The following is a 13,910-nucleotide window of genomic DNA, read 5'->3' as shown; positions in this document are numbered from 1 at the left end:
GGAGCCACTCGTACGGTTTACTGGAAGTCATTTCCGGTGCACCCACGACCCGAAGCGGTTGCACTGGAAACCAGTACAGCAATCCGTATCACTCGGCCTGTAGCATGCTTTTCCCGTCTGTGACTGTCCGTTCCACACCTTCTTCCGACAATTAACTGGGACCCGTCACCTCGAGTGCCGGTCGCGCGACCGGACAGTCCGGCCCTTCGAAAGCTGCGGCAATTGCTAAGTAATAGCACACCGTCGGAAACACTATGCCCCTGTGGTCCTCCCGGAACCGTACCGAGACGGTCACTTGCCTCGCCTGTGGGGACGACATCGCCCGAGACGAGGCCCGCGAGTACGACAAACACGGCGACCGCTGGGATCGGGCCGACAAGACGTTCGAACACGTCTGCAAGTCCTGTTACGGCGATCTCTGTCACCAGCCCCGAGACGAACTCGAGGAGTTACTCGTCGAACTCGAGGCGGGCGAGACCGATCGCACGGCGTTTCTCTCGGCGTACCTGACGACGGTCGAGGAACGATACGGGCGGGTCGAGGAAGAACAGGATTGACATCCTCCTCCGCGTTCACGGGGAGGAATCCCGAGCGGATGGAAAGCAACGATTTCCGAGCATCGCGGACGCTTCGATTCCGCTCAGCGGTGGGAATGTCAGGTTTGCAACCACGGACGCCGCCACTTCACGGGAACTCGTTTAACTCAGTCGTCGTGGTCGGTGGNCGTCAGCGACTCCCATCTGTTGTTTTTGCCAGTCGGGAGCCGGGAACACGTCGCTGGACTCGGAGTTATCGTCGGGCTTGCTCAGGCCAGCGGGCACAGGGACGAACCCTTCGAGGATTCGTGTTCACCGCGTCGCCGTTTCGGACATTGTCTCATTGAGCGGCGGCAAGGCCGCCTCCGACGGTCGTTCGGAACCCGCTCCGTTCCGACCAGACCGTACCGGTGTATGGTGGTTCTTAGGGCTTTAAAATACGCATTGAAAAGCCGAACTGAGGCGTCGAACGTGGATTGGTTCCGAATTGTCGGATTCATCCNCGCATTGAAAAGCCGAACTGAGGCGTCGAACGTGGATTGGTTCCGAATTGTCGGATTCATCCTGGGGCTCAAGCCGCAGGTATTCTCCTTGATTTCGTATACTGTTCTCTCTGGCGTGAACGCCGGGGTTTCCCGAGCGGTGGGGTGGGGGAAGACCTGCCCGCCTCGGTCACAGATCACTTCTCGCGAACTGCAGGTAGCCGACCGCCGGGGCGAGGATACACCACCCCAGTAGCGACGCCGCGGCGACGGCCGACAGCGTCCGGTCGAGGCCGTCACCAGTGGCGTAGCCGCCGACCTCGGCGACGACCTCGAGCAGTTGTTCGTAGGCCACGCTGGGCGAGAGTACCTCGACGTAGGGGAACCACCACGGTTCCGCCGCGGGCAACTCGAAGCCGTTGAAGGCGTACGCGATCCCCGTCGGGACGTACCGCCACGCGAGGACGAAAAGCAAAAACGCGACGAACGCGCCGATCGAGGCCCACGTCTGGTCGCGGGTCAGTGCCGAGAGACAGATCGCGATGGCCACGTAGGAGACGCCAAGCGCCGCAGTGGCGAGGAAGAAGCCGGACAGTGCGACCGCACTCAGCTCGCTACCGAAGAGGACGGCGACGAGTGCCGCGGCGGCGACGCCGACGACCAGCGCGACCAGCAACACGGCGGCACGGCCGAGGTAGGAGCCGATCACCACGTCCCTGCGGTCGTGGGGCATCCCGAGTAGAAGCGTCAGTTGTCCGTCCGATCGACGCTTTACGATCGCCGAGTACGCGATCATCAACCCGACGGCCGGCACGAGGACGATACTGAGAGCCGAGAGGAAGCCGACCAGCTCCGCCGGCGGAGAGCCGCCCGCGTCCGCGTAGATGTACGCCATGAAGCCAAACAGGAGGGCGAACATCGCGGCGTTGGAGTACAGCTGTCGGTTCCGGACAGCGTCGCCGATCTCCTTGCGGGCGATCAGCCGCCATCCACGGCCGCGGCTCATCGGGACCCCCCCGTGTAGGCGACGAAGAGATCCTCGAGCGACGCCTCGTCCGTCGAAAAGGTACGTACCGTCCCCCCGGCGTCCCGTATCTCGTCGAGGACGGCGACCTTCGCGTCGTCCCGACAGGCGACGACGAGGTGGCCGTTGCGTTTCGTTACGTCGGACACACCCTCGAGGCCGGCGACGGCCGTTCGAAGCTCCTCGGTGGGACTGTCCGCGAGGTCGACGGCGAGTTCGGCATCGACGCCGCCGTCGCCGGTCGCACGGAGCCCGTCGATCGTATCGACAGCGACGAGCTCGCCCGCCCGGAGGATGGCAACGCGGTCGGCGACCGCCTCGACCTGCTCTAAGATGTGACTCGAGAAGAAGACGGTCGCGCCCCGATCACGCTCCTCGCGGACGATCTCACGCATCCGACGGACCCCGTGGGGGTCAAGCCCCGTGGAGGGTTCGTCCAGGATCAGCAGATCGGGTTTGCCGACCAGCGCCATCGCGAGTGCGAGCCGCTGTGCCATCCCCTTCGAGTACCCGCGTGCGGGCCGAGCGGCTGCCTCGGTGTCGAGACCGACCCGCTCGAGGAGTGTGTCCGGATCGTCGTCGGCGTCGTTTGCCTCGATCGCGTACTCGAGGTGCTCGCGGCCGGTCATCGTCTCGAACGGGGCGAACCCTTCCGGGAGGATGCCGACGCGTTCCCGGACGGCGACGGGGGTTTCGGTCACGTCGTGATCGAAGACCTCGACCGTTCCCGCGGTCGGATGGGTGTAGTGCAACAGGATGTCGATGGTCGTCGACTTCCCCGCGCCGTTGGGACCGAGGAAGCCGAACACCTCGCCACGCTCGATCTCGAGATCGATTCCGTGGAGGGCTCGAACGTCGCCGTACCGCTTGGCGACGTTCTGGAGGGCGATCGCGGTCATCTCGTCTGACTGTTCGCCGAGGGCATATGTGTTTTTCTCTTACATTCGGGCTGGGAAACGACCCTGCTTCTCGTCCCGACACGACTTTCACTCCCACGTCCGTACCCGTCCCCATGACCGATGCAGACGCCCAGGCCGAAGCCGGTACCGCCGAAGGTCAGGGCCCCGTCGAAATCTCCGAGGACCTCGCTCGCCATCTCGAGAACAAACGCGAGGAACTGTTCGAGAAGTTCGAGATTCCGGACGGGTTCCCGCCGGAAGTGCTCGAGGAGGCCGAACAGCGAACCGACGATGTCCAGAACGAAATCCGGGAGGAGGTCGACGAACGCGAGGACCTCCGCGATCTGACGACCTGGACGACGGACCCCATCGACGCCCAGGACTTCGACGACGCACTCTCGATCGAAGAACGCGAGGACGAGTACGTGCTCTGGGTCCACATCGCCGACGTGACCCACTACGTCAATCCCGACACCGCGATGTGGGATTCGGCCGTCGAACGGAGTAACACGGTCTATCTGCCCGGCTACACGATCCACATGCTCCCGCCGGTGCTCGCGGAGACCGTCTGCTCGCTCGTTCCCAACGAGGACCGACTCGCTCACACGGTCGAGATGCACCTCGACAAAGAGACCCTGGGCTACGAGAGCATCGACATCTACAAGTCGGTCATCCAGTCCGACGAACGGCTCACCTACACGCAGGCCGAGAACCGTCTGGACGACCCCGACGCACCGCTGCACGAGGAGAACAAGCTGGTCCACGAACTGGCCGACCGGATGCACGAACAGCGAAAGGAAGACGGCTCGCTCGTGCTCAATCCTGCGCGGGACCGTGCCCACACCATCATCGAGGAGTGCATGCTGAAGGCGAACAAGGCCGTCACGCACACGCTGATGTGGGACCGCGGCGTCGAGGCGATGTACCGCGTTCACCCACAGCCGAGTCCGGACGAGTGGTCCGAGGCCCTCCAGGAGATTCAGGACTTAGACGGCGTCTCCATCCCCGGCAGTACCTGGGACGACCCCCGGAAGGCGGTCAACGCGACCCTCGAGGAGGCTCCGGGCCGCCAACTCGACAAGATCCAGTGGGCCGTGATGAAGGTGATGCCCCGCGCGAAGTATATGAACGACCCGTTCGGCGGCCACCACGCGCTGAACTTCGAGATTTACGGCCACTTCACCAGCCCCATCCGCCGTCTCTCGGACCTGATCAACCACTGGATCGTCTACCAGAACGACGTCCCCGAGAACCTCGTGGAACTGTGTGACCGCGCGAGCGACAAGCAGAAAGACGCAGAGCAGTGCGAACGCGAGTACAAAGGGTTCCTCGAGGAGGTCGGGCTCGATCCGATGGCGGTCAACAACCGCGGCATCGAAGTCGTGGACGACGACGAGGCCGAGAAGACGCTGTAGTCCGATAGTAGCGTTTTCGACGCGGCGTCATCGTCTCTACGTGCTACCATCCGGGCTGCCGTTCCCGACGTTCGATAGCCGACTCAGTGCTCCCTGTCGCCGTCTGCAAGCGCCAAGAAGTACTGTTCGGCCGCCTCGGCCGCGCACGACTCGCCTTCGTGTCGTCCATCCGCTGGCAGACACCCACCTCCGTCGCGACGAACGTAGCTTCAGTGTCAAGTAACAGGTACCGCCGGTTCACGTCGTGCTATCGTACTGTCGTATTTTATAGTTAGAAAAAGAACGAAACAACTCTCCCGCCTCCAACGAGGCAACTCTCTCTTACAGCCGTTTCTCGTACACGTACTCCTCGAGTCCGTCGCCCAGGTCAGTCTCCCGCGTCGTGACACGCTGGAAGCCCGCCGATTCGTAGAACGAGACGCCGACGTCGTTGCCGGCGAGCACGGCGAGTCGAAAGCGCTCGAAGGCGTCGATCTCGTCCTCGAGGTGCTCGAGGAGAGTCGTTCCGATCCCTTCCCCCCAGTGGTCGGGAGTAACGTAGATCCGCGCGAGGTAGCCGACCGTCCGGTCCTCGGGCCACGGGACGAGGTGAGCGAAGCCGAGACAGTCGTCCGCGTCGTCGACCCCCGTCGCCTTCGTCTCCTTGGGTCCGTCCGCTCGTCGTTCGCCAGCCGTCACGACGAGAAAGAGCGCGTCCTCACGGCCGGTGGCGTCTGCGATCGACGACTCGAGATCGCCGAGTGCGTACCAGTCGTCGACGATCTCGTCGACGCGGTCCGGGCCGAGCAGGTCGTCGTACGCGGCGTGCCAGCTTTCCCGCGCCGTTCGGTGGACGGCCCAGACGTCGTCGGTCGTCGCCCGGCGAACCGCTCCAGTCCGAGTCACGGCCCAGCGTAGGTCATCGAGGCGGAAAAAGCGGTGGGGAGCAACGGCAACGAGGAGCGAAATTCGCCGTCTCTGCCCCGGGTGGCACGCCTGGTCGTGCGTTCGATTCCCCTTCTCCCTTCGCCCTCGTTTCCACTCCACTCACATCCCCTCGAGCGACGGGCGGTCGGTCGGCTACCCTGCCGCGATCGAACTCGCGTTCCGTCGGTCGGACGGCGACCCCGGAGGATCGCAATCGCGACCGGCCGACGCCATCGAAACGCCGCTGGTCGATTCGCTATCGGCTGCCGGTGATCAGGACCGGGTACTGTGGACCCGCTCGAAGTCGCTTCTCGAGACTGGGGATTCGCAAAACACGCAACCGGATGCGAGCAGTGCCTCCAGTACCTCGTCGTCGACGGTCGTCCGCTCCCCGCAGGCAGGACACGCGAACTCGTACAGCGGTACGCCGGGTTCGGTCATCCCAGCCGACTATATCCCGACTACTTGCAAGGTAGCCGGGCCACAATACGGTGGGGGATTAACCGGCCGCGAGCCGGTCTACGAGATGTGTTCGGCTCGACCGGCCGCGGCCGCGACAGCGTCTCGTTACAGCGGACTGTCACGCCGGCCTACGTTTTGGGCTAGCGTTTTGACACCACGTGTGGACCGTCCCCGTATGGACTCCGGGGTTCGGATCGAGGTTCGCATCGAGTCTCCCGAGGAGTGTCCTGTCGCGACCGTCTCGGAGACGGTCGGCACGGCGGCCGGTTCGATCTCGTGGACGGAAGAGCCGAACTCCGACCGGGCCGTCGAGGAGTTCGTCCTCGAGTCGCCGGCCGAGGGGTCGGCATCGCTACCGACTTCGGGCACGGACTCGGGCTCGGGCTCGGACTCGGACTCGGACCCGGACTTGGACTTGGACCCGGACTCGGCGGAACCGTCAGTACCGATCCAGTCCGTGTTCGCCGATGAATCCCGTGCGGTGTACCGATTCGAACGCGATCGGGATCGGACCTGTCCGTGCGAAGTCGTCGAGGGGTTCGGCTACCCGGTTGCGGACGCCGACGTACGAGACGGCACGCTGTTCGTCGCGTTCCACGTCCCCGAGATGGCTGCGATCCGTCCGATCCTCGAGCGACTCCGCGCACGGTTTGGAGGGATGTCGGTCGAGCGGATCGTCCGCTCGGAGACCGATCCGAGCGACGCGACACTCGTCCACGTCGACCGCGACACGCTCACCGACCGGCAGATCGAGGTGCTCGAGACGGCCATCGAGATGGACTACTTCGAGCATCCGAAGGGCGCGAACGCGGGCGACGTTGCGGACGAACTCGGTATCAATCGGGCGACGTTCGCGGAGCACCTCGCAGCCGCCCAGCGGAAGCTCCTCCCACCGATCGTCGGCGAGCACTGATACGGAATGCTGTACCGATGTACCGGCGCGACCGCAGGAGGGCTCGCGGTCGCGCCGAAAATGACTGATAGCGAACCGTATGAGTGACCGCTGCCGGTTCCCGGCTCGATCGTGCTCCGAGCCGAGACCCCCTCCCCTCTCCCCCTACCGCCGCTCGAGTTCGGCACGGGCGTCCCGAACGAGTCCGTCGATGATTTCGGGGGTCGTCGGGTGGTAGGCCCGATCCGGAATTTCGCGAACGTCCAGTTTCATCTCGACGGCCAGTTGCATCGTCTTGGCCATCACGTCGGCGTGAAGGTGCAGCCCCTGGTAGCCCAGCACGGAGCCGTCATCGGCGTTGACCACGATCGTCGCTCGCCCTTCGGGGTGGTCTTTCGTCTTGAAGACCCCGTCGTCCGACGCCTCGCGGGAGACGACGATCGCGTCCATCCCCGACTCGGCGACGGTCGCGGGCGTGTGGCCGATCCGGGCGAACGGATAGACTCCGAGCCCCGAGAAGATCACGTGGTGGGGGACGTTGGTGTAGGGCTCGAGTTCCTCGCCGCGATGGTGGGCGAGTATGTTTTCGGCGGCTGCGAAGCCCTGCTCTTTCGCGACGTGGAGGATCGGCTCTCGCCCGTTCGCGTCGCCGGTGACGAACACACGTCCGTCGTCTGCGGCCTGCATCGTCGGCTCGACCCAGTTCTCGCCGGCCTCGAGTCGGGTGTGCTCGAGTCCCAGCCCGTCGAGGGCCGGACGCCGACCGGTGAAACAGTAGAGCCGTTCCGCCTCGATCGTTCGTTCCTTGCCCTCCTGCTCGGCGGACAGCCGGACACTGCCGTCGTCGGTCCGCTCGAGGTGTTTCTCGTCGGTGTTCGTCAGCACCTCGATCCCGAACTCCTCGCGGTAGCATTCGAGAATCGTCTCGCCGTACTCGGGTTCCATCTCGTCGAGCGGGTAGTCGTCGTGTTCGATCACCGTGAGATCGACGTCGCCGACCTCGCTGAGGTACGGCGCGAGTTCCAGCCCGATGTAGCCAAACCCCATGACGATCCCCGACTCCGGGAACTCGGTCGCGTCCAGTACGTCCGCACTCGAGTCGAACGGCACCTCGTCGATTCCGGGAAGATCGGGGACGTTCAGCGTCGACCCCGTCGCGATCACGACGTAGTCGGGCTCGAGTCGCCGCCCCGACGCGTCGAGTTCGAGCACCCGGTCGTCGACGAACCGGGCAGTGTCGTCGACGAATTCGACGTTCTCGTGCGTTGCCAGCTCGTGGACGTGATCGCGACGGTGCTGGGCGAACCCCGAGATGTGGTCGTCTTTTCGGGCGACGACCGCTTCGGGATCGGGGTCGGGAACGCCCTCGAGGCGGTCATCCTGGCGAGCCTGGTACCGGTGTTGCCCGGCCGAGAGTACTTCCTTGGAGGGCATGCAGCCACGCAGGATACAGAGCCCGCCGCCGGGATCGCCGTCGTCGATCAGGGTCAGGTGCAACTCGAGGTCGGCGCTTTCGTCGACGCGTGAGAGAAGTTCGTCGGCGACCGCGACGCCGGCGCTGCCGTACCCGCCGACGAATAGCTACGTGTACCATGGACACAGTACGTTCGCGGTCCGTGAAAAGACTACCCGCGGGTGTGACTGATCGACGCGGCTCCGATCCGAACGTGGGGCCGTCCGGGGTCGGTTTTCGCTGGGTCGTGTGCAGTCGCGATCGGTGGAGATTACCAGCTACCGTGACACGGCCTCACCGCCTTCGCGAACGACGGCTTCGACCTCTTCTTCGCTGACGAGCGCTACGTCGCCGGGAATCGTCCGCTTCAGCGCTGCCGTCGCGGCCGCGTACTCGAGGGCGGTCGGGACATCGTCACCGTCGAGTCGGCGGGCGATGAACGCGCCGGTGAAGGCATCGCCGGTCCCGATTCGGGAGACGGTGTCGGTGTCGTAGGCCGGCTGTTCGTGGACGACGCTGTCGTGCCAGCCGATCGCGCCCTCGGAGCCACGGGTGACGACGACGGTCTCGAAATCGTACTGCGACCCCAGTTTGTGGGCCAACTGCCGGGGATCACCCTCGAACCCGAGGACCGTCCGGGCGTCCCGCGCGGCGATCACGAGCACGTCGATACCCGGGAAAAGCTGGGTCATCGTCTCTTTGGCCTCGTCGGGAGACCAGAGCTTTCGCCGGTAGTTGAAGTCGACTGCGGTCGTCGTCCCGCCCTCACGGGCTGCCTTCAGCAGGCTCGCGGTCGTATCCCGCAGCGTCGACGAGAGTGCGGGCGTGATCCCAGTCGTGAAAAAGACCGTGGCGTTTTTGACCCGCTCGAGGTCCAGTTCCCGTGCTTTCGCGGTCGAGACGGCGGTGTTCTCCCGGTCGTAGATGACGTTTGTCCCGCGGGGTTCCCCGGCCCGCTCGAGGTAGTAAGTGCCCTGACGACCGCGGTGGCTCCAGACGACGTCGGTGTCGATACCGTGCTCGCGGAGTTCGCCGACCGCGCGCCGCCCGAGCGGCGTCTCGGGTACCTTCGACATCCAGGTCGCGGAGGTGCCGAGTCGCTTTGCCGCGATCGCGACGTTGCTCTCGGCCCCACCGGCACGGACCTCGAGTTCGCGCGTGTCCTCGAGGCGTTCCTGGTCCGGTGGGGAGAGCCGGAGCATGGTTTCGCCGAACGTGACGAGTTCGTCGTCGCTCACGGCCGATCCCTCCGTCGGTCTCGGCGTCGGAGTGTCGTCATACGTCGACAAACGGTTGGCCGGGGTATAAGATCACTGTTGCTGCCGTGGCTCGTCTCCCCGGCTGAGGAGCACTGCCGGTCTCACGACGGAGCTTCGCCATTTTGGCCGCCGACTCGTCGGAATCGCCAGCCGTGTGCTCGAGCACGGTCCCGACCGGCCGCCACGATTGCAACCTCACCGTTCGAGAAGCGTCTCGCTCGAGTCGACGGCGACGGTCGTCGGCCCCTCGGTTCCGTCACCGTTCTCTTCCTCGAGAGTCGCGGCGATCCCGACGGTCTCGAGCAGATCGAGACTGCTCTCGACGTGGTCGGTCATCGCTGGAACCCGGACTCGTCCGCCGGCGAGCGCGAGGTAGACGAGCAACTGGTCGGCCATATGTCGATCGACGGGTGCCGCTCCCTCGAGGAAGCGGTTCGCGGCGTCGGCGGCGTCTTCGCCGACGCGTTCGGCCGGCGTTCCTCGTTCGCCGAGGGAACTGAACCCCGCGAGTCCCGCTCGCCGCCGCTGCCCGTCGTCGCTCACTGCGTGATCGACGCGGATCACCAGTGCCGATCCCGGCGAGGGGCTTTCCGCCGTCGTTTCCCGGCGCTCGAGGTCGCCGTGCCACTCGAGGCGCTCGAGCGCGCCTTCGGCCTGTCGGTGGGCGACGTCCTGCTCGCTCAGCGACTCGGACTCGGTCGAGTAGAGCCGTACCGTCTCAGGGTCGCCACGCTCGTCGAGTTCGACGGGTTCGATCGCCGAGGGTGCGAGCCGGAGGGTGACCTCGCCGCCGCCGTCGGGATAGAACCCGCGGCGATCGACCTCGCAGTCGGCGACGAGCCCGAACTGACGGAGCAGCGGGAGTTTCACGTGCCGAACGTAATCTATAGGGGGCGACCACTTCACGTCGGTACCGCCGGTCACAGTTATCCGAAGCGGCGACTCGAGCACGCCAGCAAGCGGCAATACGGCGTCGAAAAGCAGCGTCACGCTGCCGGCGGTCCCGATGTCGACCTCGTACCTGCCGCCCTCGAGTCGGGGCGTGTCGGTCTCAGCCGCCCCGTCGGTTCCACTCCCCGCCTCGAGTCCCGGATCGAACTCGATCGTCTCTGCCCCCAGCTCGACTCCCGTCGCGTCAGCGTCACAGAGTTCGACCATCGTCTCGAGGACCGCGAGGTGCTGGTGACGGAGTCCGGGCGTCGGTCGATTCCCGCGGACGTTCTCGATCCGGATCGGCTCGTTCTCGAGGACCGAGAGAGTGAGCGCTGTTCGGACGAACTGGCCGCCCGCGTCGTTCCCATCGAGTTCGTACGTCGGAGTCACGGGCGGACGTACGGACTCGAGGGTCGTAGCCGTACCGTCGTTCGTGTCCCGGTCTCGTTTTCGCCCACGGCCCATCCCCCTGCTTCCGCTCCAGCTACCGTCCCGAGAGATCGATCGCGATCGCTGGGTCCGCGAATTTCGACCGTTCGGCGGGTCACAACCGAACGCGAACGCGACTTACCGACGAGAAACGCAGTGCAACTGGACTCGCCGGCCACAGAACACAGGCGCTCGCACGTCGACGACCGCGACGGCGGTCAAGCCCCGGGGCATTCTCCTAGTCTGTAAAGGCGAAACCGCCGGAGGCGGGCCGTGAGTCGCGCCGTCAGTCACCGTGACCGGGATAATCTCGCTCGAATCGATCCTCGATTTCCCGCTCGTCGAACTGGACGACCACCGGCCGTCCGTGTGGACAGGAGTAGGGGTTCTCGCAGTCGTCTAACGTCGCGAGCAGGTCGACGACCGACCCCTCCGTTAGCGAGGTGTTTCCGGTCACCGAAGGATAACAGGCCAGGTCCCCGAGGAACTCATCGGCCAGTTCGTCGACCGTCTCCGCGCCCGCTTCCCGATCGCCCTCGACGAACGAGGTGAGCACGTCACGCAGGTGTTCGGGCTCGAGTGTCTCCTCGAGGACGGCCGGAACGGTCGTCACGGCCACCGTTCGGCCGTCGATCCGATCGGCGTAGAACCCCAGCCGCTCGAGGGCGTCGGCATAGCCCGCGAAGGCCTCGGCTTCGGCGGCGGTGAGCTCGAGTTCGACGGGATCGGCGAGCGCCTGTGCGGGCGGGTCGTCGGCGAAGGCATCTCGCAGCCGCTCGTAGTTGACCCGCTCGTCGGCGGCGTGCTGGTCGATCAACGCGAGCCCGTCGGGCGTCTCACAGACGAGATACGTATCGTCCAGCTGTCCCATAACCCGCAGCGGTGGCAGCGAGTCGAAGTCGGTCCGCTCGCCGGTGGCCCGGTCGCCCGAGAGCGTCCGCTGTTCGGTGGGCCCGTCGAACTTGCGCTTGCGGTCGGACTCGCGGTCGCGAGTGTGAGCGTCGCTTGTCGCTTGCTGGTCCGGCTCGTCGTCGCCATCCCCGGACTCGAGTGTCGTGGTTCGCCGCTTGGCACCAGGAGCAGGATCGTCTGGGCTGGCCGACGCTGCTGTCGATGGAGCCGTCTCGGAGCTGGATTCCAGTTCTGGTTCTGGTTCCGGTTCCGGTTCCGGTTCCGGACTGTCCTCGGCCCCACTTCGATCCGTTTCCCCGCCACCTCGAGTCGGTCCAGTCGCTGTGGTCGATCCTCCGGCTCCGGAACCCGCGTTTTCCTCGGGCTCCGGCTCGGCCGTATCCGCATCCGTATCCGCCCTCGACAGAGACGCGTTGCTCCCCTCGTCGGAGCCGTCGGAGGCGGTCGGCGAGTCGCCCTCGTCACCCGAACGTCCGTGGGATTTCGACTCCCTGCTGTCGTCCTCGTCGCCCGCGGCGTCGTCCATCCCCGTCTGTCTCGAGGAATCTCCGTCTCGCGCTCGCTTCGCCGACGATGGGGTCCGATCCGGCTCGACGCGTGCCTCGCCGGGCGCTGAGCGGCCGCGGGGCGCTCGCGACCGCAAGAGCCCGTGTTCGAGCAGCGCCGATTCCACCGCGGCGTCGACCTGCCGGCGGACGGCATCGTCGTCGTCGAACCGTACCTCCCGCTTGCGCGGGTGGACGTTCACGTCCACGGCGTCGCCGGGCACCTCGAGGAAGAGGGTCACGAACGGGTAGCGGTCGCTCCCCAACTGCGTGCCGTAGGCTCCCATGATCCCTTCGCGGATCGCGTCGGCGGTCACCGCCCGGTCGTTGACGTAGGTAGCGAGATATTCGCGACTCGAGCGGTTCGTCTCCGGATGACTCACGAGCCCCGAAATCGCGTCGACCGGCCCTGGCGGCAGATCGTCTCCGTCGGCCCCGACCGGGATCATCGCGGACGCGACCTCGCGACCGTAGACCGACAGCACCGCGGCCTGGAGGTCGCCCTGGCCGGTCGTGGCGAACACCTCGCGGCCGTCGTGGGTCAGCGAGACCGCCACGTCCGGGTTCGCCAGTGCGTACCTCGTGACGACGCGGTTGACGTGGGCGAACTCGGTCGCCGTGGTCTTGAGGAACTTCCGGCGAGCGGGCGTGTTGTAAAAGAGGTCTGCGACCTCGACGACGGTCCCCTCGGGACAGCCCGCCGGTTCGACAGAGGCGACGTCGCCGCCTTCGTAAACGAGTTCCGTGCCCGCTTCGCTCCCGTCCCGCGGCCTCGAGCGAAGCGTCAGCCGCGAGACCGACCCGATGGTGTGCAAGGCCTCGCCCCGGAAGCCGAGCGTCGAGACTCCGGACTCGAGGTCCGTGAGGTCCTCGATCTTGCTCGTCGTGTGCTGGCGGACCGCGGCCCGCAGGTCGGCTTCGGTCATCCCGCTGCCGTCGTCGGCGACCCTGATCAGTTCGGTGCCGCCTTCCTCGACGGTAACGTCGACCCGCGAGGCGTCGGCGTCCAGGCTGTTCTCGACGAGTTCTTTCACTGCGCTGGCGGGCCGCTCAACGACTTCGCCGGCGGCGATCCGGGCGACAGTGTCCTCATCGAGTCGGTGGATTTCGGTGTCGGTACTGGCGTCCCCGTCGTTGGACGACCGTTCCGTATCGCCCGCGGAAGCATCAGATTCGCCGGTCATGTCTCGAGAAGTGGGACCACGGCGGCTTCGATTCGCGAGCGGTTCTGGGGCACCTCGACCAGCGGCCGCCGAACGGCGTCGTCGGAACCCACGTCTGGGTAGGCGACCGCTGCGTTGGTCTCCGGTGTAAACACGTCTTCGCCGCAAGCCTCGACCGGTTCCGAGACGGCCGACCGGAGTGGCGTTCTCCGCTTGGTCCCGCCCGCCAACGGGTGATCGCCCAGGTCTGACAGGGGGGTCAGGGTCTCGTCGACTTCCCCGTCCACGTCGAACGGCGTCACGAGCGGACACGTGATCCCCGCGAGCGCCCGTCGAAGGCGAAAGTTCATATCCGATGGTTTTCGGGGAGTCGCAAAAGCGTATCTACTCCCACGGCTCCGCCAGTTCGTGGAAGCACTTGCCGAAACCTGCGATCGGTCCAGCGTCGTCGCTCGCTTTCTGCCGGCCCGGCGAAGCGGTTAGACGGCCGATCTCTCTCGACCGTCCGTCACCGGTAGCCTCGTCGCTTTCCCCGATCACACGCTTGATTATCGATAATCGGATTGTTGGTGTGACGGTTGCAACGGCGCGTTCCCGGAA

The 13,910-nt window shown here is 65.7% G+C and carries 11 protein-coding genes and 1 pseudogene; 3 read left to right on the top strand and 9 right to left on the bottom strand.

All coding sequences use genetic code 11. The features are described from left to right. The first annotated feature begins 254 nt into the window (after nt 1-254). The gene (locus C446_RS12640; RefSeq protein ID WP_006673503.1) at nt 255-557 is read left to right on the top strand and encodes a DUF7562 family protein; all 303 of its coding nucleotides are present in this window, start codon (nt 255-257) and stop codon (nt 555-557) included. A gap of 651 nt (nt 558-1,208) precedes the next feature. Here C446_RS12640 and C446_RS12635 read toward each other — a convergent pair. Next, nucleotides 1,209-2,024 (bottom strand): ABC transporter permease subunit, encoded by an 816-nt coding sequence (locus C446_RS12635; protein WP_006673502.1) that lies wholly within the window; start codon nt 2,022-2,024, stop codon nt 1,209-1,211. Then, complete coding sequence (locus C446_RS12630; RefSeq protein ID WP_006673501.1) at nt 2,021-2,941, bottom strand: ABC transporter ATP-binding protein; 921 nt, start codon at nt 2,939-2,941, stop codon at nt 2,021-2,023. The genes C446_RS12635 and C446_RS12630 overlap by 4 nt, the downstream gene beginning before the upstream one ends. A 113-nt stretch (nt 2,942-3,054) precedes the next feature. Between C446_RS12630 and C446_RS12625 the strand changes: the two genes are divergently transcribed. Continuing rightward, nucleotides 3,055-4,356, top strand: coding sequence for an RNB domain-containing ribonuclease (locus C446_RS12625; protein WP_006673500.1), 1,302 nt, complete (start codon nt 3,055-3,057; stop codon nt 4,354-4,356). Nucleotides 4,357-4,677: 321 nt separating this feature from the next. Here C446_RS12625 and C446_RS12620 read toward each other — a convergent pair whose 3' ends face one another. Next, nucleotides 4,678-5,241, bottom strand: a complete 564-nt coding sequence (locus C446_RS12620; RefSeq protein WP_006673499.1) for a GNAT family N-acetyltransferase — start codon at nt 5,239-5,241, stop codon at nt 4,678-4,680. A gap of 294 nt (nt 5,242-5,535) precedes the next feature. Then, entirely contained in the window at nt 5,536-5,703 is a 168-nt protein-coding gene (locus C446_RS19350; protein ID WP_169331366.1) for a DUF7560 family zinc ribbon protein, read from the bottom strand. 196 nt (nt 5,704-5,899) lie between these two features. On the opposite strand from C446_RS19350, the gene C446_RS12615 reads away from it, so the two are divergent. Further along, complete coding sequence (locus tag C446_RS12615) at nt 5,900-6,637, top strand: helix-turn-helix domain-containing protein (RefSeq protein ID WP_006673498.1); 738 nt, start codon at nt 5,900-5,902, stop codon at nt 6,635-6,637. A gap of 144 nt (nt 6,638-6,781) precedes the next feature. Here C446_RS12615 and C446_RS20475 read toward each other — a convergent pair. From C446_RS20475 to C446_RS12590, 5 genes and pseudogenes are all read right to left on the bottom strand, one after another. Further along, a pseudogene (locus C446_RS20475) lies at nt 6,782-8,210 on the bottom strand (dihydrolipoyl dehydrogenase family protein). Between the two features lie 137 nt (nt 8,211-8,347). Next, on the bottom strand, nt 8,348-9,307 hold the full coding sequence (gene kdgK1 / locus C446_RS12605) for a bifunctional 2-dehydro-3-deoxygluconokinase/2-dehydro-3-deoxygalactonokinase (protein ID WP_006673496.1): 960 nt from the start codon (nt 9,305-9,307) through the stop codon (nt 8,348-8,350). Nucleotides 9,308-9,523: 216 nt separating this feature from the next. After that, nucleotides 9,524-10,651 carry an RNA 3'-terminal phosphate cyclase gene (rtcA, locus tag C446_RS12600; RefSeq protein WP_049920215.1) on the bottom strand — a complete coding sequence of 376 codons (1,128 nt, stop codon included), beginning with the start codon at nt 10,649-10,651 and terminating at the stop codon, nt 9,524-9,526. Nucleotides 10,652-10,976: 325 nt separating this feature from the next. Beyond that, on the bottom strand, nt 10,977-13,331 hold the full coding sequence (gene mutL, locus C446_RS12595; RefSeq protein WP_006673494.1) for a DNA mismatch repair endonuclease MutL: 2,355 nt from the start codon (nt 13,329-13,331) through the stop codon (nt 10,977-10,979). Beyond that, the gene (locus tag C446_RS12590) at nt 13,328-13,660 is read right to left on the bottom strand and encodes a hypothetical protein (protein WP_006673493.1); all 333 of its coding nucleotides are present in this window, start codon (nt 13,658-13,660) and stop codon (nt 13,328-13,330) included. Before C446_RS12590 ends, mutL begins: the two co-directional genes overlap by 4 nt. Between the last annotated feature and the right edge of the window lie 250 nt (nt 13,661-13,910).

This window comes from Halobiforma nitratireducens JCM 10879, from assembly GCF_000337895.1.
Lineage (GTDB): Archaea > Halobacteriota > Halobacteria > Halobacteriales > Natrialbaceae > Natronobacterium > Natronobacterium nitratireducens.
This window is presented reverse-complemented; position numbering and strand designations above follow the sequence as displayed.

Bases quoted from the DNA above. Each gene is read 5' to 3' on its own strand.
- C446_RS12640 (WP_006673503.1), top strand. From the start codon at position 255: ATGCCCCTGTGGTCCTCCCGGAACCGTACCGAGACGGTCACTTGCCTC.
- C446_RS12635 (WP_006673502.1), bottom strand. From the start codon at position 2,024: ATGAGCCGCGGCCGTGGATGGCGGCTGATCGCCCGCAAGGAGATCGGC.
- C446_RS12630 (WP_006673501.1), bottom strand. From the start codon at position 2,941: ATGACCGCGATCGCCCTCCAGAACGTCGCCAAGCGGTACGGCGACGTT.
- C446_RS12625 (WP_006673500.1), top strand. From the start codon at position 3,055: ATGACCGATGCAGACGCCCAGGCCGAAGCCGGTACCGCCGAAGGTCAG.
- C446_RS19350 (WP_169331366.1), bottom strand. From the start codon at position 5,703: ATGACCGAACCCGGCGTACCGCTGTACGAGTTCGCGTGTCCTGCCTGC.
- C446_RS12615 (WP_006673498.1), top strand. From the start codon at position 5,900: ATGGACTCCGGGGTTCGGATCGAGGTTCGCATCGAGTCTCCCGAGGAG.
- mutL (WP_006673494.1), bottom strand. From the start codon at position 13,331: ATGACCGGCGAATCTGATGCTTCCGCGGGCGATACGGAACGGTCGTCC.
- C446_RS12590 (WP_006673493.1), bottom strand. From the start codon at position 13,660: ATGAACTTTCGCCTTCGACGGGCGCTCGCGGGGATCACGTGTCCGCTC.